The following is a 22,700-nucleotide window of genomic DNA, read 5'->3' as shown; positions in this document are numbered from 1 at the left end:
GTGCGGGAAGTGCGAATCGTGTGAATCGCCGACAGGTATAGTCCACTTCCCGCCAACGGAGCAAGATCGAATGCAAGGTTGGCCGGTGGTCTTTTCCGAGTTGAGACCTGCCGGAAATATGAGCGGCCTGTGTGTTCCTTGGCGGAAAAATCCCTGTCATTGCCCTCGAATGGCACACTCAACACCCTTGACACGACAGAGCACTTGAGCCACAACTGTTCCTTGCGCAGCGATGTTGACAACGTTGTCCCGTGCGCAGGGAGGGTACCCGCTTATGCAGCAGAGAGCTCGGCACAGATGGGGTGGACCGGCGGTCGTGTCGGCGACCGCCTTCGCTTTGACCGTGGGCTCGCAGGGCGCGGCGGTAGCCCTGCCAGCAGCCCCCGCGGCGGCCGACCGGAGTTTCACGTCCTCCTTCGAGGCGGACGATCCGGCACCCGACTGGCTCAACACCGTCGACACCGCACCGGACGGCACCAAGCGCGCCTCGGGCGTCGACGGCGGCTACAGCAGCGGCATTCCGGGCAATGTGACCGACCATGTCACGGACGTACGGGCGAGCGGCGAGAACACCGGCGGCGGAGAGGTGAAGGAGAACCTCACGGACGGCGAGCCGAGCAGCAAATGGCTGGTCTTCGAGCCCACCGGATGGGTCGAGTTCGACCTGGACAAACCGGTGAGGACAGCGAAATACGCACTAACCTCGGCCAACGACTACGCCGAACGTGACCCGCGCGACTGGACCCTGAAGGGCTCCACGGACGGCAAGGACTGGAAGACCCTCGACACCCGCTCGGGTGAGACGTTCGCCGAACGGTTCCGGACAACGACGTACGACCTCGCGGAGCCGGCCGAGTACCAGCACTTCCGGCTGGAGGTCACCGGGAACAACGGCGCCGACGGCATCCTCCAGCTCGCCGACGTCCAGTTCTCCACGGGCGGCAGCGACGGCCCGGTCCCGCAGGACATGCTCTCCCTGGTCGACCGCGGCCCGAGCGGCTCCCCGACCGCCAAGGCGGGTGCCGGATTCACCGGCAAGCGGGCCTTGCGCTACGCCGGCCGGCACACGGCGGACGGGCGGGCGTACTCGTACAACAAGGTCTACGACGTCAACGTGGCCGTCGGCCGCGACACCCGGCTGTCCTACCGGATCTTCCCGTCGATGGCGGACGGCGACCGCGACTACGACGCCACGAACGTCTCCGTCGACCTCGCCTTCACCGACGGCACCTACCTGAGCGACCTCGGCGCCACCGACCAGCACGGCTTCCCGCTGTCGCCGCGCGCCCAGGGCGCGGCGAAGGTCCTCTACGTCAACCAGTGGAACAACGTCGCCGCACGGATCGGGTCGGCCGCGGCCGGCAAGACCGTCGACCGGATCCTCGTGGCGTACGACTCCCCCAAGGGCCCGGCGAAGTTCCGGGGCTGGCTGGACGACATCGCGCTGAAGTCCGTGGCGCCCGAGAAGACCAAGGCGCACCCGTCCGACTACGCGCTCACCACCCGCGGCACGCTCTCCAGCGGCGGGTTCTCGCGCGGCAACAACTTCCCGGCGACGGCCGTACCGCACGGCTTCAACTTCTGGACGCCGGTGACGAACGCGGGCTCGCTGAGCTGGCTGTACGACTACGCCCGCGCCAACAACGACGACAACCTGCCGACGGTCCAGGCGTTCAGCGCCAGCCATGAGCCCAGCCCCTGGATGGGTGACCGGCAGACCTTCCAGGTGATGCCGTCGGCGGCGTCCGCCGTCCCGGACACCGGGCGTGAGGCGCGCGAGCTCGCCTTCCGGCACGAGAACGAGACCGCGCGGCCGTACCACTACGGGGTGCGGTTCGAGAACGGGCTGAAGGCGGAGATGGCGCCGGCCGATCACGCGGCGGTGCTGCGCTTCACCTACCCGGGTGACGACGCGAGCGTGATCTTCGACAACGTGACGGACCAGGCCGGGCTCACGCTCGACGAGGAGAACGGTGTCGTCACCGGTTACTCGGACGTGAAGTCCGGGCTGTCGACGGGCGCGACCCGGCTGTTCGTGTACGGCGTGTTCGACAAGCCGGTGACCGAGGGTTCCTCCAGCGGGGTGACGGGGCACCTGCGCTTCGACGCCGGTGACGACCGGACCGTCACGCTCCGTCTCGCCACCTCGCTCATCAGCGTCGACCAGGCGAAGGACAACCTGCGTCAGGAGGTCGACGGCGCCTCCTTCGAGACGGTGAAGTCACGCGCCCAGCGCCAGTGGGACGAGCTGCTCGGCAAGGTCGAGGTGGAGGGCGCGACGCCGGACCAGCTGACGACGCTGTACTCCAGCCTGTACCGGCTGTACCTGTACCCGAACTCGGGCTTCGAGAAGGTCGACGGGACGTACCGGTACGCGTCCCCGTTCTCGCCGATGCCGGGTCCGGACACGCCCACGCACACTGGCGCGAAGATCGTGGACGGCAAGGTGTACGTCAACAACGGCTTCTGGGACACCTACCGGACCACCTGGCCGGCGTACTCGCTCCTGACCCCGAGTCAGGCGGGCGAGATGGTCGACGGCTTCGTGCAGCAGTACAAGGACGGCGGCTGGACCTCCCGCTGGTCCTCCCCCGGCTACGCCGACCTGATGACCGGCACGTCCTCCGACGTCGCCTTCGCGGACGCGTACGTCAAGGGCGTCGACTTCGACGCGAAGTCGGCATACGACGCGGCCGTGAAGAACGCGACCGTGGTGCCCCCGTCGTCCGGCGTGGGCCGCAAGGGCATGGAGACCTCGCCGTTCCTCGGCTACACCGGCACCGAGACGCACGAGGGCCTGTCGTGGGCGCTGGAGGGCTACCTCAACGACTACGGCATCGCGAAGATGGGTCAGGCGCTGTACCAGAAGACGGGTGACAAGCGGTACAAGGAGGAGTCCGCGTACTTCCTCAACCGTGCCCAGGACTACGTCAACCTCTTCGACTCCAAGGCCGGCTTCTTCCAGGGCCGGGACGCGAAGGGCGACTGGCGCGTCGAGTCCTCGAAGTACGATCCGCGCGTGTGGGGCTACGACTACACGGAGACCAACGGCTGGGGGTACGCCTTCACCGCGCCCCAGGACAGCCGGGGCCTGGCCAACCTCTACGGCGGCCGGAGCGGTCTCGCCGACAAGCTCGACGAGTACTTCGCCACCCCGGAGACGGCCTCGCCCGACTTCGTCGGCTCCTACGGCGGTGTCATCCACGAGATGACGGAGGCGCGGGACGTCCGGATGGGCATGTACGGCCACTCCAACCAGGTCGCCCACCACGCGAACTACATGTACAACGCCGCCGGGCAGCCATGGAAGGCGCAGAAGAACGTCCGTGAGGTGCTGTCGCGGCTGTACGTCGGCAGCGAGATCGGGCAGGGCTACCACGGCGACGAGGACAACGGCGAGCAGTCGGCCTGGTTCCTGTTCTCCGCGCTGGGCTTCTATCCGCTGGTGATGGGCAGCGGCGAGTACGCCATTGGCTCGCCCCTGTTCACCAAGGCGACCCTCCAGCTGGAGAAGGGCCGCGAGCTGGTGGTGAAGGCGCCGAAGAACAGCGCCCGCAATGTGTACGTCCAGGGTCTGAAGGTCAACGGGGTTCCGTGGAGGTCGACTTCGCTCCCCCACTCGCTGATCGCGAAGGGCGGGGTCCTGGAGTTCGACATGGGGTCGAGGCCCTCGTCCTGGGGCACCGGGAAGCACGCGGCGCCGGTGTCGATCACCGAGGACGACGAGGTGCCGACGCCCCGTGCGGACCTGCTGAAGGGCGACGGGGCGCTGTTCGACGACACCTCGGGGACCCAGGCGAGCGTCACGTCGGTGGAGCTGCCGGTGTCCGGGGACGGCGCCAAGGCCGTGCAGTACACGCTGACCTCGCCCTCGGACCGGACGAAGGCGCCGACCGGCTGGAAGCTTCAGGCGTCGAAGGACGGCACCACCTGGCGGACGCTCGACGAGCGCTCCGGGCAGTCCTTCGCATGGGACCGGCAGACACGGGCGTTCTCCGTGGGGTCACCGGGTACGTACGGGAAGTACCGCCTGGTGCTCGACGGCGAGGCGGTGGTGTCGGAAGTCGAACTGCTCGCCTGAGCAAGGGAGTTGGGGCCTCGTGTGGGGTGTCGATCAGGGTGTCGATCCGGCCTGGCTGCCGGAGCGGGCGTTCCGGCCGATCGGCACCCGGCGGACGCTGATCCGTGGCTCGGGTCCGCTGGTGGACACCGTGCACGGCGAAGTGGCGGGGGCCTGTGAGCGGTTCGGGGGCCGCGTCGAGCGCGGCGCGGCCCCCGGGCCCTTCGACCTCGTCCTGAACCTGACCGGCGAGGACTCCTCGGAGGCATTCGCCTACGAGCGGGACGACGACTGTACGACGGTCACCGCGAGCGGCCAACGGGGGCTGCTGTACGGCCTGTTCCATGTCGTACGGCTCGGGGAGTCCGCGTTCCACGGGCAGCGGCAGCGGGAACGTCACACACCGGCGCTGGACCTGCGGATGCTGGACCACTGGGACAACGTGGCCGTGCACCCGGTCATGGGTCAGGTGGAACGCGGATACGCCGGCGGGTCGCTGTTCTGGGCGGACGGCCGGGCGCGCGGCGAACTGCTCGGACGAGTGCGGGCGTACGGACGGCTGCTGGCGGCGTGCGGGATCAACGCCCTGGCCGCGAACAACGTCAACGTGCATGAGACCGAAGCGCATCTCCTCACCGACCGGATCGGGGAGGTCGCCGAGATCGCGGGCGCGCTGCGCCCCTATGGCGTCCGCACACATCTGTCGGTCACCTTCGCCGCGCCCGTGCTGCTCGGCGGGCTGCCCACGGCCGATCCGCTGGACGAGGGCGTGCGCGACTGGTGGGCGCATACGACCTCGCGTGTGTACGAAGCCATCCCCGACTTCGGCGGGTACGTCGTCAAGGCCGACTCCGAGGGGCAGCCGGGACCGTTCGCGTACGGCCGCAGTCACGCGGACGGAGCGAACATGCTGGCCGCCGCGCTCGCACCGCACGGCGGCACGGTGCACTGGCGGGCGTTCGTCTACAACCACCGCCAGGACTGGCGGGACCGGACGACGGACCGGGCGCGTGCCGCGTACGACCATTTCGTGCCGCTGGACGGTCGGTTCGCCGCCAACGCCGTGCTCCAGGTGAAGCACGGGCCGATGGACTTCCAGGTGCGTGAGCCGGTGTCCCCGCTGATCGGCGCGATGCCGCGAACCCGGCTGGCGGTGGAGATGCAGGCCACGCAGGAGTACACCGGGCAGCAGCGGCATGTGTGCTGGCTGGGGCCGATGTGGAGCGAGGTGCTGCGGTTCCGGCCCGAAGGGGGTGCTTCCGTGGGCGAGTTGGCGCGCGGCGGGCTCGTCGCCGTGTCCAACGTCGGCGACGATCCGTTCTGGACCGGGCATCCGCTGGCCCAGGCGAACCTGTACACCTTCGGTCGGCTGGCCTGGCAGCCGGACGCCGATCCGGGCCGGATCCTCGACGAGTGGATCGGGCTCACCTTCGGGGACGGCCCGGCGGCGGAGCTGCACGCGGTGCTCGACGGTTCGTGGCGGACGTACGAGAAGTACACGGCCCCGCTCGGGGTGGGCTGGATGGTGCAGCCCGGTCATCACTACGGGCCGAGCGTGGACGGCTACGAGTACAGCCCCTGGGGCACCTACCACTTCGCCGACCGGGACGGCATCGGCGTCGACCGCAGCGTGGCGACCGGCACCGGGTACGCGGGGCAGTACGCCAAGCCGTGGGCCGTGGTGTACGAGTCGCCGGAGAGCTGTCCGGACGAGCTGCTGCTGTTCTTCCACCACGTGTCCTACGGGCACATGCTTCGCAGCGGGAAGACGGTGATCCAGCACATATACGACACGCACTTCGAAGGCGTGGCAGAGGTGGAGGAGGCCCGGGATGTGTGGGCCTCGCTGGCCGGGCTCGTCGACCCGGCGCGCCATGCACGGGTGGCGGAACTGTTCGACGAACAGCTCCGCAGCGCCCGCGAGTGGCGCGACCAGATCAACAGTTACTTCTTCCGGAAGTCCGGGGTTCCGGACGAGCGGGGGCGAACCCTCTACTGACAGATCGTGATCGCGCTGCTTATGATGCCCACGATGAAGAACTCCTCCTCATGTGGATTGGGGGAATCGTCCGCGCAAGGTGAGTGCTGATGGCACATCACTTCGCGAACGGGATTCCGACCCGCCTGTCGATGTGGCAGCGCGTGCGCGAGTACGCCGTGCCACTGTCCATGATCGAGACTGCCAGCGCGCGGCGTGCGGCCGGTGACTGGGCCGGGGCCTGTGCTGCCGCCCGCGTCGACGTCGATCTCGATCTGCGCGCCGTGCGCAACCGCCACGGCACCGAACTCGTCACCCGCCTCCGTGCGGATCTGCGTCGGCTGGCGCCGGATCTGCTCCGCTGGCACATGCCCCGGATCGCCCCCGACGGGTGGCTCCGGCCCGGCCTCACCGTCTCTCTCGCCCGTTACCGGGAATCCGGTGCCGCACCGCTGCATCTGGTGGTGCGTACCCCGCCGGCCTGGGCGGACGCCGGGCAGCGGATGTCCCTGGCCCTGTGGGAGGAGTCCGGAAGCGGCGCCCCAGGGCACCATCCGCACCCGCATCCCGACCGGCGTTTCCGGCTCGATCTGCACCGGCATCTCTGGGACTCCGGGCGGAGCGGCGAGCTGGCTCGTCGATGCGACGCGGGCGGGGCACCCGACTCTTCGTGGGCAACGGCGACCTGGGCCGCCGAGGCCGAGCGGCTGTTGCGGGCCGAGGGTCGCGCTCGGGGGGCCTTCACCGTGCGGCTCGGCGCGCGCAGCCATGCCGTGCTCGAACTCGTCGCCCCCGACGACAGCCATGCCCCGGCCTGCCGGCCGCTGCGTGAGGTACTGCCGCCGCAGGAGGTCGCCGCACTTCCGGTGCTGCCGGAGGTGGCGGCCCGAGTCCTTCCGGATCTGGAGCTGTTGCGGGCCGGACTGGTCGGGGTCGACCGGCTGCACCCGCTCGTCTCCGCCGCCCTGGCCGCGTACGGCTCGGCAGCGTCGGCCGGTCCCGCCGCCGAGCCGGAGGATCCGCACCGGGTGGAGTGCCGGGGCGAGGTCCATCGGATCGCGCCGCGGGACGGGGTACTGACGGCGATCGATCACGATCCGGCCGAACTGCGCCGGGAGGAGCTGCTGGTGGCGCTCGGCGGGCCGGCCCTGCCCTGTCTGCGGGCGATCGACACGGTGCACCGCAGCCCTCAGGCGCTGCCGGCGGTCCGGGAGCGGCTCGGCCACGGTGACGTCGCCGGGGCACTGGCCGTGGTCGAAGGGCTGCTCGGTCCCGGTGCGGTCCTGCGCGACGGGCCGCTCCGGGAGGCACTGGAGTCGGCCGCGGCCCGCCGCGTCGATCACGGGCTCTTCCGCTCGGGGCTGGTCACCGTGCACCCCGCTGCCGGTGGGGTGGCGGACCCGGGGAGGACGGCGGCGGATCACCGTCCCCGGCTCGATCGACGTACGCCCCCCGTACTGCGCCACAAGCGCAACAGCCGGTCCCGGCCCCGTACCGGTCTGGCCTCCTGAAACCGGTCCTGACCGGACGATCTCGTCCCCCCTTCACCCTCAGCTCTCGCGGCTGTCCCGTTCTCTCAACCCACCCAGGTGATGCCCATGACTTCCAGCACCCTTCTGCCTGCCGACGCCCAACTCACCCTCGCAGACGACCTCTTGACGCTCCTTCGCACAACCACGACGGAACCGCGCCCCGATGACCAACTCGAAGCGCTCACGTTGGCCGTCGCGGCCGACCTGCCCGTGCTGCTCTGGGGCGAGCCGGGCATCGGCAAGACCGCGGCCCTGACGCAGCTCGCCGCCTCCCTCGACCTGCCGTTGACGACCGTGATCGCCAGCGTCCACGAGCCGACCGACTTCTCCGGGCTGCCCGTCGTGGGCGACGACCCCGCTGTGCAGGGAGTGCCGATGGCACCGCCGCAGTGGGCCGTGGAGCTCGTGCGAGCCGGGCGGGGACTGCTCTTCCTGGACGAACTCTCCACCGCCACCCCGGCCGTCCAGGCCGCGCTGCTCCGGGTCGTGCTGGAGCGGAGGGTCGGTGCCCTTCAACTGCCGCCAGGAGTGAGGATCGTGGCCGCCGCCAATCCGCGTGCCTCGGCGGCGGACGGGTGGGAACTGAGCCCGCCCCTGGCCAACCGGTTCGTGCACCTGTACTGGGTGCACGACCGGGATGTGGTGGTGCGCGGGCTGGGCGGGGTCTGGCCCAGGGCCGAGCTGCCCCGCCTGGAGCCGGAGCGGCTTGCGGAGGCGGTGGCCTTCGCCCGGCGCGCCGTCTGCGGCTTCCTCACAGCGCGGCCGACGCTGATCCACCGGTTGCCGAGCACCGAGACGCGACGCGGTGCGGCCTGGCCCTCGCCGCGGAGCTGGGAGGCCGCGCTCACCCTGCTGGCCTTCGGCACGGCGGCCGCCGTTTCCCGGGAGGTGCTGGCGCTGCTGGTGCGGGGGGCGGTGGGGGACGGGCCGGGGCTGGAACTCCTCGCCCACCTCGACCGGATGGACCTGCCGGACCCGGAGTCGCTCCTGACCGATCCGGCCTCCGCCGAGCTGCCCGAGCGGGGTGATCTCCGGCAGGCCGCGCTGGAGGCGGTGGTGGCCGCCGTCGGAGCACGGCCGGAACGGGAACGCTGGGAGGCTGCCTGGGCGGTACTGGTCCGTGCCCTGGAGACCGGTGCCCCGGACCTGCTGGTCGCCCCGGCCAAGGCACTCGCCGCGGTGCGGCGCGACGACTGGGAGGTGCCGGAGGCTGTGGAACGGCTGGCCGCGGTCGTCGGTCTCGCCGACCGCGCGGACCGCTCGGTGGAACGGGTGGAGGCCGGGCTGGTCCGGGGGGTGCGCCGATGACGGGGGCTGTGAGCCCAGGGGGTACGCCGATGACGGGGGCCGGGAGCCCGGGACGTACGCCGACGACGAGGGCCGGGAAACCAGCAGGCACCCCGACCACGAAGGCCGCGCAGCGCCCACTGCCGCGGCCCATGCCCCCGCCTCCTCCGCCCCGCCCGGTGCGGGCGACCGTCCCGGCGGCGCCGGTCGGTCCCGGTGGGCCGGACAACCCGCCCGGACTCCCGCTGGACATGGAGAAGTTGTTGGCCGCCCGGCTGCACGCCGTCAAGGTCCGCCCCTACCTCGCCGCCGCCCTCTTCGCACTGCACGTGGTGGAGGACCGGTCGGTACCGACGATGGCGGTCGACGCACACTGGCGCTGCTACGTCTCCCCCGGCTTCGTGGCGCGCACTCCGGTGGAGGAGCTGGCGGGCGTCTGGGTGCACGAGGTCTCCCATCTGCTTCGGGACCACCACGCGCGGGGCGAGCGCTATGCGCGGGAGAACGAGGAGTACGGGCGGGGCGAGCGGAGCGAGATGGGGGTCCCCCCGGCCGAAGGCTGGGGGAGACTGCGACGGAACATCGCCGCCGACTTCGAGATCAACGACGACATCTACGGCGAGGGCCTGCCCAGGCCCACCGGGGCGGTGCTCCCGTCGCTGCTGCGGCTGCCCAACGGGCTGCTGATGGAGGAGTACCTGCGGACGGCGTCGCTGTCCGGACTGGCCGCCGACCTGGCCTGGCTGGACTGCGGCAGCGGTGCCGACGGGCAGGAACGGCCGTGGGAGCTGGGACCCGAGGGCGCCCACGGGCTGACCAGGCAGCAGCGGGACGCGGTGCGCTTCCGGGTTTCCGAGGGGATCAAGGGACGGCCGGGCGACGCTCCGGAGGGATGGCGCCGTTGGGCGGACGAGGCCTTCCATCCGCCGCAGCCCTGGCGGCAGTTGCTGGGTGCGGCGGTACGCTCCGCGGCGGGTGCGCCGGGGGCAGGCGAGAACCACAGCTACCGGCGTCCGTCCCGGCGCTCGGCCGCTGTCCCCGGGGTGCTGCTGCCGAGCCTGCGCCGTACCCCGCCCCGGGTCTGCGTGGTGATCGACACCTCCGGGTCCGTGAGCGACGCCGAGCTGGGCGGGGCGCTGCTGGAGGTGGCGGCGATCGCACGGGCGGTGGGCGGGCGGCGCGACCTGGTCTCGGTGATCTCCTGCGACGCGGCGGCGGGGATCGCCGTCCCGATCTGCCGCGCCGAGGACATCGAACTGGTCGGCGGCGGAGGAACGGATCTGCGCTCGGGTTTCGCCCGGGCCTTGCGCTCCCGGCCACGCCCGGACGTGATCGTCGCCCTGACGGACGGCCAGACGCCATGGCCATCCGCGCAGCCGTCCTGCCGTACCGTCGTCGGCCTCTTCCCTCGTCCCGCCCGCGCCGTGAACGAGCGGGACCCGGACTACGCCCCTGGCACTCCGCCGTCCTGGGCACGTGTCGTCACCATCGGCTGAAGGCGGAGGATCACCACGCCCAGCGGGTCGAGGGTCAGTGGCTCGCTCTCCTCGACCCGCTTGCCGGTCAGCAGGTCGGTGGCGGTGGTGTGGGCGGTCAGGTGGGCCGGCTCGGGGGCGTGGTCGTAGTCGCCGCCGTACGGGATCTTCGGGGTGCGCGGCGCTGTCATGCCGTGAAGTCCTCCTGGGTCTCGGCGATCACCGGGCGGCTGCTGTGCAGCAGGGAGAGCAGCAGCGGGGCGGCCAGCAGGGCGGGCAGGGCCTCGGTCAGGAGGGCGGTCGACGCGGCCACCAGGACGAGCAGGGAAGCGGCGGCGAGGGTGGTGCGGGCCTGCCGGACCAGGAAGTAGGCGGCCAGACGGGCGGTGTCGCGGGTGCGGAAGGTGAACAGGGAGGTGAGGACCAGCGCGTGCGCCCCCCACAGCAGGGAGCCGGCGCCGATCACGCCGAGCAGGACCGCCCACCAGCCGGGCAGGCCGGTGGCGGAGAAGTGGGTGAGGGTGAAGGCGATGACCGTCACCCAGGTGAGGAGGGGTGCCCAGAGTTTCAGGGCGGGGAGGGCGTTGAGGCGCCAGCCGCGTGCGTAGGTGCGGGCCGGGTGCAGTTCGGTGAGGTCGCGGCTGCGGTGGTGCAGGGCGTACAGGGCGGCGGACAGGGCCGGGCCGAGCGGCAGCAGGCATACGGCGGCCAGGGGCAGGTTGGCCGGGTCCGGGCCGAGGAGGAGCAGGCCGGCGAGTCCGGGTGCGGCGGCGAGGAGCAGCAGGGCCTCGACGGTGACCAGGGTGTGGATCAGGGCGGCGGCGCGGGAGAGGGCTCCGGTGCCGAAGCCGGCCGCGGGGGCGCCGCTGCTCACCCGTTCTCCTTCCTGAAGCGTTCGTACGCCGTGTTGTGCAGGTCGACGAACCGCTGCATGTTCTTCGCCTTCAGCTCGGCGAGGTACGCGTCCCATTCGGACATCGGGCGCTTGCCGAGGACGAACTTGAGGGTGTTCTGGGTGACGTGGTCCCTGAGCGGTGTCTCCCACAGGGAGGCCTGTTCCTGCTCGAAGGACTGGAGCGGGTGAGCCGGGGCGATGGGTGTCTGTTCGCGCTGGGACATGGCGTCCTGGAACTTCTTCTCGTCGGGGCTGAACATGGAGGAGACGATTTCCCAGCTGCCGCCGTAGGCGAAGACGCCGTTGTAGAAGCCGTAGTCCTTCTGCATGTCCTTCGGGGCGTCCGGGTCGGAACCCATGAGGCTGATGCCCGGCTTGGACTTGTACCTGCTGCCGGAGCGGGTGTAGGTGACACCCTCGACGCCCCACCGCGCGAACCGCTGGCCCTCGTCCGAGTACCACAGCCAGTCCACGAACTGCATCATCGCGACGAAGCTGTCACCCTTGAGCGCCTTGCTGGAGATCATGACGCCGTTCTCCAGCCGGGCGCCGCCCATCACCACGGGACCGGCTGGCCCGAGCGGCACCGGGATCATCTCGATCTTCGCGCCCTTGACCTGCTTCTCGAGGTTGAAGCGGTAGTTCTGCACCAGTTCCTGCGGGTTGGCGCTGATCGCGAAGGACTTCTCGCCCAGCAGCTTCTGCGTGGCCTCGTCATCGGTCTGGGTGAAGCTCTCCGGGTCCACCAGCTTCTCGGCGACCAGCTTGCGCACGTACTCGGTCATCTGCCGGAAGGCGTCCGTCGCTGCGGTGAAGACGAACTTCTGCGCGTTCGCGTCCCAGCTGATGTTGTCGTACGTCCATCCCGCCCGGACGCCGTACGCCTGGCCGAGGTAGCTGAAGAGGGCGGCGGCCGGGTAGGGCGTGTTCTTGCTCCAGCGGTCGGAGAACGGGTAGCGGTCCGGGTACTCCTCCTTGATCGCCTTGAAGACCTCGTACACCTCGTCCCAGGTGCTGGGCCGGCTCAGCCCGAGCCGGTCGAGGACGTCCGTGCGCAGGGCCAGCGAGTAGCCGGATCTGACCTTCTCGTGCAGACCGGGCAGCAGATAGAACTTGCCGTCGGACTGCCGGATGGAGTCGAGTTCCGGCTCCAGCTTCCAGCGCTTGACCTTGTCCCGGAAGTTGGGCATGAGGTGCACGTAGTCGCTGACCGGGAGGATCGCGCCCGACGACACGAACGCGACCTCGGAGGGGTGGTAGGTCTTGGGGATCAGGAACGGGGCGTCGCCCGAGCCGATCAGGACGCTGCGCTTCTTCTCGTAGTCGACCAGAGGGACGGCGACGGGCTCGAAGGTGACCCCGGTGCGCCGGGTGAGCTCCTTCCAGAACAGCCAACTGTCCTTCATCGGGTAGACCGGGTTGTTGTTGTGCAGGACGGAGAACGACAGCGGCTCGGTCGCCTTGAACTGCTGACCGGCGCGGTAGTCCTTCATCGCTCCGTCTCTCTTCTTCGACAGGTCCTTGGAGTCCCCGCCGTCGTCGCCGCTGCCGCAGCCGGTGAGCGTGGCGAGACCGATGAAACCGGCGGCGGCGAGGATCTGACGCCGTGACAGCTGTCCTGCGTTGTTCGCGGATGACACGGTTACTCCCTTGTTAGCCCTTGACCGTCAGCCCTTGACCGCGCCGAGCGTCACGCCCGAGACGAAGTAGCGCTGGACGAACGGATAGACACAGAGGATGGGCAGCGAGGTCAGCACGATCGTGACCGCCTGGATGTTCGCCCCGACCTGGCTGAGCTGTGCGTCGGCGGCGCCCGCGTTGCCGCCCGTGGTGGCGCCGGAGATGAGGTTGCGCAGATAGACGGTGACCGGCATCAGCTCGGACTTGTCCATGTAGAGGAAGGCGCTGAACCAGGAGTTCCAGAAGGACACCGAGTAGAACAGCACCATCGTCGCGACGACCGCCTTGGACAGGGGCAGGACGATCCTCAGCAGGATGCCGTACGTACTGAGCCCGTCGATCTGCGCGGCCTCCTCCAGTTCGGTCGGCAGGCTCTCGAAGAAGGCCTTCATCACCAGGAGGTTGAACACGCTGATCGCGTTGGGGAGCGCGATGGCCCAGACGCTGTTCTTCAGGCCGAGGCTGGTGACCAGGACGTAGTTGGGGATCAGGCCGCCGGTGAAGAACATGGTGAAGACGGCGACCCCGACCAGCACGCCGCGCCCCTTGAGGTGCTTCTTCGACAGGACGTAGGCGTAACAGGTGGTCAGGACCATGGCGACGGCCGTGGCGACCACCGTGTACAGCACGGTGTTGCCGTAGTTCCGCCAGAACATGGAGTCCTGGAACACGATCTTGTACGTGGTGAGGTTGAACCCCTTGGGCCACAGCGTCACCTCCCCGGCCCGGATCTGCCGCTCCGCGCTGAACGAGCGGGCGATGATGTTGGCGAACGGGTAGAGGGTGACGATCACGACCAGGGTGAGAACGATGCCGTTGACGCCCTGGAAGACGCGGTAGGAGCGGCTCGGCTTCACCACAGGCTGGTCCCCACTGTGCGGCGCGAGAACTGGTTGGCGGACGTGATCAGCACCAGGCCGATGATCGCCTCGAACAGGCCGATGGCGGCGGCGTAGCTGAAGCTGTTGGACTCGACGCCCGCGCGGTAGAGGTAGGTCGAGATCACGTCGGCCTTCGGATAGGTCAACGGGTTGTACAGCAGCAGGACCTTCTCGAAGCCGACGGCCAGGAATGTGCCGATGTTGAGGATCAGCAGCGTGATCATGGTGGGGCGGATGCCGGGCAGGGTGACGTGCCAGATCTGCTGCCAGCGGTTGGCGCCGTCGATGCGGGCGGCCTCGTACAGGTCCTCGTCGATGGTGGTGAGCGCGGCGAGGTAGAGGATCGTGCCCCAGCCGGCGGTCTGCCAGATCTCGGAGCCGACATAGATGGTGCGGAACCACTCGGGTTCCTGGATGAACCGGATCGGGTCGTGCCCGAACCAGCCCAGGACGTGGTTGATCGGGCCGTCCGTGGCGAGCATCTGGAAGGTGATGCCCGCGACGATCACGATCGACAGGAAGTGCGGCAGGTACGACACCGACTGCACGAACCGTTTCAGCGAACGTCTGCGCACCTCGTTGAGCAGCAGGGCGAGCACGATCGGGATCGGGAAGCAGAAGACGAGCGTGAGTCCGCCGAGCCACAGGGTGTTGCGGAACACCTGCCAGAAGGTGGGGTCGCTCAGGAACATCTCGACATAGCGCAGGCCCACCCACTGCTCGCCGAAGATCGAGCCGCCCGGTTCGAAGCGCCGGAAGGCGATCACGTTGCCGAGCATCGGCAGATAGCGGAAGACCAGGAAGAACAGCAGCGGCAGCACGGCCAGCGAGTACAGCTGCCAGTCCCGGCGCAGCGCCCGGCGCCAGCCGACGCGCGTCGCGCGCCGCCCCCGGCGGGGTGGGGCCTTGGTCGGCGGCGCCCCCTTGGTGCCGGGCGGTGGAGCCGAGGTGGTGGAGGTGCTCATGCAGGTGGCCTCCCGGTGGCACCGAAAGTTTCGGAGTCGTACCGGCAACTTTGCGGCGAGGTTAGGGGCGGGTGTAATGGCTGTCAATGGGGCTGACGGGGAAGGCCAGTTGAGGAGGCAGAGACTGGGACGAGCCAGAGGTTACGAAACATTCTGATGAAGAAGCGCAACAATCGGAGGCCATGTTGCCCGCGTTCGACCTGCCGTTGACGGACCTGGAGCGCTACCGACCCGACCTCCAGGAGCCGGCCGACTTCGACGAGTTCTGGCACGACACCCTCAAGGAGGCGGACCGGCACGAGGTGTTGGCGTCGTGCGAACCGGTGGAGACGGGCCTGCGGCTCACGGAGACCTGGGACGTGACCTTCCGGGGGTTCGCCGGCGACCCGGTGCGGGCCTGGTTCAGCAGACCGGCCGGGGTGCGCGAACCACTGCCGGCCGTCGTCGAGTACGCCGGCTACGGCCGGGGCCGCGGCCTCCCGCACGAGCGGCTCACCTGGGTGAACGCCGGGTACGCGCATCTGCTGATGGACAACAGGGGCCAGGGCGACCAGTACGGTAACGGCGGCGCCACCCCCGACCCGCACGCCACGGCGCCGGGCGGCCCGGCCCCGGCCGTGCGCGGCCTGCTCGCGCCTCAGGACTACCACTACCGCCGCCTGATCACGGACGCGGTACGGGCGGTCGCGGCAGTACGCGTACTGCCCGGCGTGGACGGCTCACGGATCGCGGCCGTCGGCAACAGCCAGGGCGGCGGACTCGCCCTGGCCGTCGCGGGCCTCGTCCCCGACCTCGCCGCGCTCCTGGTCACCGCCCCGTTCCTGTGCGGCATCCGCCGCGCACTCGACCTCACCGACGCGTCGCCGTACGGCGAGATCACCGCGTACCTCTCGGTGCACCGGGACGCCGAGCGGGCCGCCTACGACACGCTCTCCTACATGGAGGGGATCTCCTTCGCCCGGCGCGCCCACGCCCCGGCCCACTTCGGGGTCGGCCTGCGCGACACGGTGTGCCCGCCGAGCGGGGCGTACGGCGCCTTCAACCACTATGCGGAACTGTCGGACACCGAGCCGCGCAAGGAGATCCACGCCTATCGGTTCAACGGCCACGAGGGCGGCGACGCGGTGCATGTGCGGCGCCAACTGAGCTGGTTGGCCGAGGTGTTGGAGCCGGGCACGCCGAGAGGACGGCTGGACGGGCAACCCGCTTGACGTCGTTGCCCGTTGAGGCGGTAGAGTCATGTACAGACCATTCGACAACGTTGTCGCAGCTTGGTCTCGCACCAGCCACGCACCATCCGGACGGCCCCACTTCCCCCCTCTGGCCCGTCCGGCTCGCGGACCCGGTGGACAGCGGCTCGCTCGTCCACCGGGTCCGCCCCGAGCCGCGGTTCAGCCCACCCGGCAGGGCAGGGTCGTCGCACTGTCGCCACCGGAGCCGGAGACGACGTAACCGAAGGTCGCGCTCTCTCCCGGATCGAGGGAGCCGTTCCAGTCGGCGTTGTGGACCATCACGCCCTGACCGGTATAGGTGGCGTTGCCGCTCCACAGGCTCTCGACCTTCTGCCCCGTGGGAAGCGTCCAGTCGACCATCCAGCCGAGCATCGGAACGTCGCCGGAGTTGGTGACGGTCACCTCGGACTGGTAGCCGCCGGACCAAGTACCGGTCGTGCGGCGGGTGGCGGAGCACTCGCCGGGCACCGGGTCGGTCGGGCTGCCTGGCTCCTTGATACCGGTGACCTCGCCGTTGCCGCCGTCGAAGACGATGTCGGAGCAGGAGTAGAAGGTCTCCGCGCTGTCCGAGCGCTGCCAGACCATGTAGATGATGTGGCGGCCCGACTTGTTCGCCGGAAGCTGCCCGGACCAGGAGTAGTTGGCCTCGACCGTGCCCGGGGAGCCGTTGAGCGGCGGGTGGTCGACCGAGAGGAAGGGCCGCTCCTCCATGTCGTCCCAGGTGAGGGTCTGCCTGGGGTCGAAGCCGTCCTTGGTGATGTAGACGTGGAACCAACCCGGGTGCGCGGCCCAGGCGTTGTAGGAGAAGTCGACGGTCGCGCCCGAGGTGAGGTGGGTGAGCGGCCAGTCGTTGCTGGGTGTGTTGAAGCCGGTGAAGTTGGTGTTGCCGCCGCTGCACAGCTCGCCGTCGGGCACGAAGCCGCGGGTGCGGCCGGCGCCGTCGGAGCGCAGCACGGAGAACCAGTTGTAGAACGGGGTGGTGCCGCTGACCTGTTGGGCCGTCCTGCACGCCGGATTGACGGGCTTGATCTCACCGGTGTCGGTGAGGCCGTCCTGCCAGCACAGGAAGGTGCGGCTGCCGGGCTTCATGGGGGTGCCGTGGGCCTCCGCCTCGCTGCCGGCCGACATCACGAGCGCGAGCGCCGGGATCGTGGCGAGCAGGGAGACCAGGACGAGGAAGAGGGCTTTGGCGCGGGTGGGGTGGCCTAATCGGCGCGGAGCGCCTGAGGCGCCCGGCGCCCTGACATTTGTCAGGATCATGACAGGCTGATCCCTTCCTTGAGGTACGGGCCGTGCGGATGCGTGTATCGGTGCGCGTGCGGACGCCGGGATGGGAGCGGTCCGGGCGGCGGGTTCCGGTCCACCGCTCATGGGAGCGCTCCCATCCCGTCTGTTGCGGAAGGTAGCGCCGAGAGGCGTGGTTGTAAACGCCTGACGCACGAGGACGGCACCGTCACGGCTCCTCGGCACGTGCGCCGGGCGCGACGCGCCGCGCCGGGCGGTCGTTTCGTGCGCCCGTTGAGCCCCCCTTGCTTCCACGATTCGGCACCGGAGAACGTCTCCCCGGGAGCACAGACGCCGGCTCAGACGTTCCAGTGATGCATGGGAGTCGCGGCAGCGGTGCAGCTCACACCGCCTCGGTAGCCCTGCCGCGTACCGCCGGTCCCTTGTCTGCCGCAAGCGGGTATCAGCTCCAGCCCGTTAGCTCTATGCATAATGAACCATGCAAAATGCTAGGAGCTTTCTGTGCATGGCCGACCGAAACCAGGGTAGGCGCGCACAGACGAAGGAGCGGCGATGACACCCCCCGTGGACCCCAGCCTCAACCGGCGCAAACTACGTCTCGCCTTGCGGCAGGCGCGTGAGCGCACGGGTCTGACCCAGCGTGAGGCAGCCGAGCGGGTGGAGTGGTCGCAGTCCAAGCTCATCCGGGTCGAGACCGGTACCGTCAGCGTGTCCGTGAGCGACCTGCGGGCACTGCTGGCCCTGTACGAGGTCACTGACCGGGACATGGTGAACCAACTGGAGGAGGCGGCCCGGGGCAGCAAGGGGCCCAGCTGGTGGTCCCGGTATCACGACGTGATGACGCCCCAGTTCGCCCAGTACTTGGGCTACGAGAGCGCGGCGACGTCCCTTCAGACGTATCACCCCATCGTTATCCCCGGACATCTACAGACCCGCGGATACGCCGAGGCGCTGCTCGCCCCTCGTGGCCTGGCCCCCAAACGAACCGGCCGGGTCGTGGCCTTGAGGATGGAGCGGCAGCGCAGGATGTTCGAGGGTGCCGCCGGCCTCGACGCGACGTTCGTCCTGGACGAGGCGGCGGTTCGGCGGCAGATCGGCGGAAAGGCGGTGCTGGACGAGCAGTTGCAGCAGCTGCTCGACTTCGGTGCGCGGGACGGGGTCACCGTGCGCGTACTGCCCTTCGAGGCCGGGGCCCACTACAGCACACTCGGCAGCTTCGTCCTGCTGGGCTTCTCCGACGACGACGACCTGCTGTATCTGGAGCACGCCGCGGGCAGTATGACCGGCGGCGAGGACCTGGAGCTGCTGGCCCGTTACCAGGAGTGCTTCCAGACGCTGATGGATCTGGCGCTCGGTGGCACCGAGTCACTCGACCTCATCGGTCGCATCAAGCAAGACCTCGCGGCCCGCTAGATCTGCGGCGCCTTTTCTGGTCGTGGAACCAGGGGGAGGACCAACGTGGTCTTCAGGTCGATATGGCAGGGCCTGCAGAGCGTACTCGGGGCATCCGGACTCAACGACGACGACGTCAAGGCGCAGGCCATACAGGACCCCGCGCAGACGAAGCACCTCATAGAGATAGAGAACGCCCGCGGTGCCATGAAGCTCAGGCTCGTGACCCGTCTCGGAGTGCTGGGCCTGGTGGCGCTGGTGGTGCTGGCCGCGGCGACACTCCTCATAGTCCAGGCGGCCGGTGACCTGAAGTTCCCCTGGTCGCGGATCGGCACGATCGCCGCCACGCTGCTGGGAGCATCCGGCATCACCGGCCTGGTGTCGCGGTGGTGGAGGAAGCGGCTGTCGGCGCGCCGCCAGCCCGGAGGCACTACCGCGGAGAACTCGTCCTCGAATCCTGCGGAAGGCGATCAGAATCAGGTGGGGACGTCATAGCGGTGTGTCCGGCTCGCCACAACCCCGCTCCGACGGCGACGGCCACGGCCACGACGACCCACAGAATCCGCTTGGCGAGAACGCTGTCTACGAGCAGGGACGCGAGAGCGGCGCTCACCGTCGCCAGCGCACCCGCGCCGAGCGAGAAGGTGAGGGCTCCGCTCAGGATCACGGACCGTTTTCCCTCGCCCTTCCCCGAGTGCTGCACTGCAGATGCCTCGGCACCCATAGAGGCCCCCTACCTACCGCCGATGGCTTGTCACGAACGTCATGGGCCGTCCAGCTCCCCCTGCGTCAACGCATGGAGGAACTCCGTCCAGGCAGGGCTGGTGAAACACAGAGGCGCGCGCTGCGGCTTCTTGGAGTCACGCGTGAGCACTGTGCCCTCCCCCACGGCGACCTCCACGCATTCGTTCTCGTTGCCGCACAGGCTGCTCTTGCGCCACAAGGGTTTCCCCTTATGCACCACCTCAGCCCCCCTGCTCCCCCGATGCGCCTGGACGGTGCCCGTCCATGTTAGTGGACGGTTGTGCACCACCGCAGGCGAATACCCCTACGTCAGAGCTGGGAACCGCGCACGGCACCCGAGCGATGACACGGTTTCCGCAAGCCAGTTGGCCCAACAAATGCTTTCCCAAGTTAGTCCTCGGGGAACCGGGTTGCGCTGCGGTTGGCTCAAGTTCCGTGGTTTCACGGCGAGTTCATGGGCAGGAGATCCGCGTTCCGGTCATGTGAGCGATCTCCGACGTGCGAGGGCGGGCACAGCGGAGGGCCGCACCCCCCTCGCCGGGGATGCGGCCCTCAACCGCCGTGCCGTACCGCTTACTTGCGGATCAGGCTGCGCAGCACGTACTGCATGATGCCGCCGTTGCGGTAGTAGTCGGCCTCACCGGGGGTGTCGATGCGGACGACCGCGTCGAACTCGACGCCCGTGTCGGTGGTGACCTTGACCGTGCTCGGGGTGGTGCCGTTGTTCAGCTCGGTCACGCCGCTGATGGAGAAGGTCTCCTCGCCGGTCAGGCCGAGCGAGTCGGCCGACTGGCCGGCCGGGAACTGGAGCGGCAGGACGCCCATGCCGATGAGGTTCGAGCGGTGGATGCGCTCGTACGACTCGGTGATGACGGCCTTGACGCCGAGGAGGGCCGTGCCCTTGGCCGCCCAGTCGCGGGACGAGCCGGAGCCGTACTCCTTGCCGCCCAGGATGACCAGCGGGGTGCCGGCGGCCTGGTAGTTCTGCGAGGCGTCGTAGATGAAGGAGACCGGGCCGCCCTCCTGCGTGAAGTCACGGGTGTAGCCGCCCTCGGTGCCCGGCGCGATCTGGTTGCGCAGGCGGATGTTGGCGAACGTACCGCGGATCATGACCTCGTGGTTGCCGCGGCGGGAGCCGTAGCTGTTGAAGTCGCGGCGCTCGACGCCGTGCTCCGTGAGGTACTTGCCGGCCGGGGTGTCGGCCTTGATGGCGCCGGCGGGCGAGATGTGGTCGGTGGTGACCGAGTCGCCCAGCTTGGCCAGGACCCGGGCGCCCGTGATGTCGGAGACCGGGGTGGTCTCCATCGTCATGCCCTCGAAGTACGGGGGCTTGCGGACGTAGGTCGACTCGGCGTCCCACTCGAAGGTGTCGCCGGTCGGGATCGACAGCGCCTGCCACTGGGCGTCACCGGCGAACACGTCCTCGTACGACTTGGAGAACATGTCCTCGCCGATGGCGTTGGCGACGACGTCGTTGACCTCGGCCTCGGAGGGCCAGATGTCCTTCAGGAAGACCGGGTTGCCGTCCTGGTCGGCGCCCAGGGCGTCACGCGTGATGTCCACCTTCATGGAGCCCGCGATGGCGTACGCGACGACCAGCGGCGGGGAGGCCAGGTAGTTCATCTTGACGTCGGGGTTGATACGGCCCTCGAAGTTCCGGTTGCCGGAGAGGACCGAGGTGACCGCGAGGTCGTGGTCGTTGACGGCCTTGGACACCTCCTCCGGCAGCGGGCCGGAGTTGCCGATGCAGGTGGTGCAGCCGTAGCCGACGAGGTTGAAGCCGACCTTGTCGAGGTACGGCGTCAGACCGGCCTTGTCGAAGTAGTCGGTGACGACCTTCGAGCCGGGCGCCAGGGTGGTCTTGACCCAGGGCTTGCGCGTCAGACCCTTCTCCACGGCCTTCTTCGCGACGAGCGCGGCGGCGACCATGACGTACGGGTTGGAGGTGTTGGTGCAGGAGGTGATGGCCGCGACCGTCACCGCACCGTGGTCGATCTCGTACGTCGAGCCGTCGGGGGCGGTCACGGTGACCGGGTTGGACGGGGCCCCGTTCGGGGCGACGGCCGGGGCGTCGGAGGCCGGGAAGGACTCCTGGCCCGCCTCGTCCACGGAGTCCACGTAGTTGCGGACGTCCTGCTTGAACTGCTCGGCGGCATTGGCGAGGACGATGCGGTCCTGCGGGCGCTTCGGGCCGGCGATGGAGGGAACGACCGTGGACAGGTCGAGCTCCAGCTTCTCGGAGAAGTCCGGCTCGGCCTTCGGGTCCAGCCAGAGGCCCTGCTCCTTGGCGTACGCCTCGACGAGCGCGAGCTGCTGCTCGGAGCGTCCGGTGAGCTTCAGGTACTTGATGGTCTCGTCGTCGATCGGGAAGATCGCGGCGGTCGAGCCGAACTCCGGCGACATGTTGCCGATGGTGGCGCGGTTCGCGAGGGAGGTGGCGGCGACGCCCTCGCCGTAGAACTCGACGAACTTGCCGACGACACCGTGCTTGCGGAGCATCTCGGTGATGGTCAGCACGAGGTCGGTGGCGGTGGTGCCGGGGGTGAGCTCGCCGGTCAGCTTGAAGCCGACGACGCGCGGGATGAGCATCGAGACCGGCTGGCCGAGCATCGCGGCCTCGGCCTCGATGCCGCCGACGCCCCAGCCGAGGACGCCGAGGCCGTTGACCATGGTGGTGTGCGAGTCGGTGCCGACGAGGGTGTCGGGGTAGGCCTGGCCGTTACGCACCATGACCGTGCGCGCCAGGTGCTCGATGTTCACCTGGTGGACGATGCCGGTGCCCGGCGGGACGACCTTGAAGTCGTCGAAGGCGGTCTGGCCCCAGCGCAGGAACTGGTAGCGCTCCTTGTTGCGGCCGTACTCCAGGTCCACGTTCTGCTTGAAGGCGTCCGACGTGCCGAACTTGTCGGCGATGACGGAGTGGTCGATGACCATCTCGGCCGGCGAGAGGGGGTTGACCTTCGCCGGGTCGCCGCCGAGGGCCTTCACGGCCTCACGCATGGTGGCGAGGTCGACGACACAGGGCACGCCGGTGAAGTCCTGCATGATCACGCGGGCCGGCGTGAACTGGATCTCCTGCGACGGCTGGGCCTGGGAGTCCCAGCCGCCGAGGGCGCGGATGTGGTCGGCGGTGATGTTCGCGCCGTCCTCGGTGCGGAGGAGGTTCTCCAGCAGCACCTTCAGGCTGTAGGGGAGGCGCGCGGCGCCCTCGACCTTGTCCAGCCGGAAGATCTCGTACGACTCGTCGCCCACGCTCAGCGTGCTGCGGGCGTCGAAGCTGTTCGCCGACACGACAGTCTCCTTCATTGATGTGCGCGTTCCCACCGCATCCTGC

At 69.4% G+C, this 22,700-nt stretch carries 16 protein-coding genes; 8 read left to right on the top strand and 8 right to left on the bottom strand.

From position 1 onward, the window contains the following. The first annotated feature begins 274 nt into the window (after window positions 1-274). From KUM44_RS26020 to KUM44_RS26000, 5 genes are all read left to right on the top strand, one after another. On the top strand, window positions 275-4,081 hold the full coding sequence (locus KUM44_RS26020; RefSeq protein ID WP_217211582.1) for a GH92 family glycosyl hydrolase: 3,807 nt from the start codon (window positions 275-277) through the stop codon (window positions 4,079-4,081). Between the two features lie 19 nt (window positions 4,082-4,100). Beyond that, on the top strand, window positions 4,101-6,059 hold the full coding sequence (locus KUM44_RS26015) for an alpha-glucuronidase (RefSeq protein WP_217211580.1): 1,959 nt from the start codon (window positions 4,101-4,103) through the stop codon (window positions 6,057-6,059). A gap of 89 nt (window positions 6,060-6,148) precedes the next feature. Beyond that, a complete protein-coding gene (locus tag KUM44_RS26010) occupies window positions 6,149-7,549 on the top strand; it encodes a hypothetical protein (RefSeq protein ID WP_217211578.1) in 1,401 nt (466 codons plus the stop codon). Window positions 7,550-7,636: 87 nt separating this feature from the next. Beyond that, on the top strand, window positions 7,637-8,878 hold the full coding sequence (locus tag KUM44_RS26005) for an AAA family ATPase (protein ID WP_217211577.1): 1,242 nt from the start codon (window positions 7,637-7,639) through the stop codon (window positions 8,876-8,878). A 230-nt stretch (window positions 8,879-9,108) separates the two neighbouring features. After that, on the top strand, window positions 9,109-10,353 hold the full coding sequence (locus tag KUM44_RS26000; protein WP_217211621.1) for a VWA-like domain-containing protein: 1,245 nt from the start codon (window positions 9,109-9,111) through the stop codon (window positions 10,351-10,353). Here the strand turns inward: KUM44_RS26000 and KUM44_RS25995 are convergent. Genes KUM44_RS25995 through KUM44_RS25975 form a run of 5 tightly spaced genes read right to left on the bottom strand, consistent with a single transcriptional unit; the run spans window position 10,302 to window position 14,753 of the window. Then, window positions 10,302-10,523, bottom strand: coding sequence for a Beta-galactosidase C-terminal domain (locus tag KUM44_RS25995; RefSeq protein WP_254390086.1), 222 nt, complete (start codon window positions 10,521-10,523; stop codon window positions 10,302-10,304). The two genes, KUM44_RS26000 and KUM44_RS25995, sit on opposite strands and share 52 nt — an antisense overlap. Further along, complete coding sequence (locus KUM44_RS25990) at window positions 10,520-11,206, bottom strand: hypothetical protein (protein ID WP_217211574.1); 687 nt, start codon at window positions 11,204-11,206, stop codon at window positions 10,520-10,522. Before KUM44_RS25990 ends, KUM44_RS25995 begins: the two co-directional genes overlap by 4 nt. After that, complete coding sequence (locus KUM44_RS25985) at window positions 11,203-12,867, bottom strand: extracellular solute-binding protein (protein ID WP_308402719.1); 1,665 nt, start codon at window positions 12,865-12,867, stop codon at window positions 11,203-11,205. Before KUM44_RS25985 ends, KUM44_RS25990 begins: the two co-directional genes overlap by 4 nt. 27 nt (window positions 12,868-12,894) lie before the next feature. Then, window positions 12,895-13,767, bottom strand: coding sequence for a carbohydrate ABC transporter permease (locus tag KUM44_RS25980; protein ID WP_217211572.1), 873 nt, complete (start codon window positions 13,765-13,767; stop codon window positions 12,895-12,897). After that, window positions 13,761-14,753, bottom strand: a complete 993-nt coding sequence (locus KUM44_RS25975; RefSeq protein ID WP_217211571.1) for a sugar ABC transporter permease — start codon at window positions 14,751-14,753, stop codon at window positions 13,761-13,763. Before KUM44_RS25975 ends, KUM44_RS25980 begins: the two co-directional genes overlap by 7 nt. A gap of 185 nt (window positions 14,754-14,938) precedes the next feature. Between KUM44_RS25975 and KUM44_RS25970 the strand changes: the two genes are divergently transcribed. After that, a complete protein-coding gene (locus tag KUM44_RS25970) occupies window positions 14,939-15,964 on the top strand; it encodes an acetylxylan esterase (RefSeq protein WP_217211619.1) in 1,026 nt (341 codons plus the stop codon). A gap of 180 nt (window positions 15,965-16,144) precedes the next feature. On the opposite strand, the gene KUM44_RS25965 is transcribed toward KUM44_RS25970, so the two are convergent. Continuing rightward, window positions 16,145-17,245 carry a lytic polysaccharide monooxygenase gene (locus KUM44_RS25965; protein ID WP_254390085.1) on the bottom strand — a complete coding sequence of 367 codons (1,101 nt, stop codon included), beginning with the start codon at window positions 17,243-17,245 and terminating at the stop codon, window positions 16,145-16,147. A gap of 537 nt (window positions 17,246-17,782) precedes the next feature. Between KUM44_RS25965 and KUM44_RS25960 the strand changes: the two genes are divergently transcribed. Continuing rightward, window positions 17,783-18,643, top strand: a complete 861-nt coding sequence (locus tag KUM44_RS25960) for a helix-turn-helix transcriptional regulator (RefSeq protein ID WP_217211569.1) — start codon at window positions 17,783-17,785, stop codon at window positions 18,641-18,643. A 45-nt stretch (window positions 18,644-18,688) separates the two neighbouring features. Further along, window positions 18,689-19,117, top strand: a complete 429-nt coding sequence (locus KUM44_RS25955) for a hypothetical protein (RefSeq protein WP_217211567.1) — start codon at window positions 18,689-18,691, stop codon at window positions 19,115-19,117. 268 nt (window positions 19,118-19,385) lie between these two features. Here the strand turns inward: KUM44_RS25955 and KUM44_RS25950 are convergent, their stop codons facing one another. Further along, the gene (locus KUM44_RS25950) at window positions 19,386-19,583 is read right to left on the bottom strand and encodes a DUF397 domain-containing protein (protein WP_308402722.1); all 198 of its coding nucleotides are present in this window, start codon (window positions 19,581-19,583) and stop codon (window positions 19,386-19,388) included. Window positions 19,584-19,939: 356 nt separating this feature from the next. Beyond that, window positions 19,940-22,657, bottom strand: a complete 2,718-nt coding sequence (gene acnA, locus KUM44_RS25945) for an aconitate hydratase AcnA (RefSeq protein ID WP_374202074.1) — start codon at window positions 22,655-22,657, stop codon at window positions 19,940-19,942. Window positions 22,658-22,700 lie beyond the last annotated feature (43 nt).

It is taken from the genome of Streptomyces sp. AC550_RSS872 (assembly GCF_019049285.1).
GTDB lineage: Bacteria > Actinomycetota > Actinomycetes > Streptomycetales > Streptomycetaceae > Streptomyces.
This window is presented reverse-complemented; position numbering and strand designations above follow the sequence as displayed.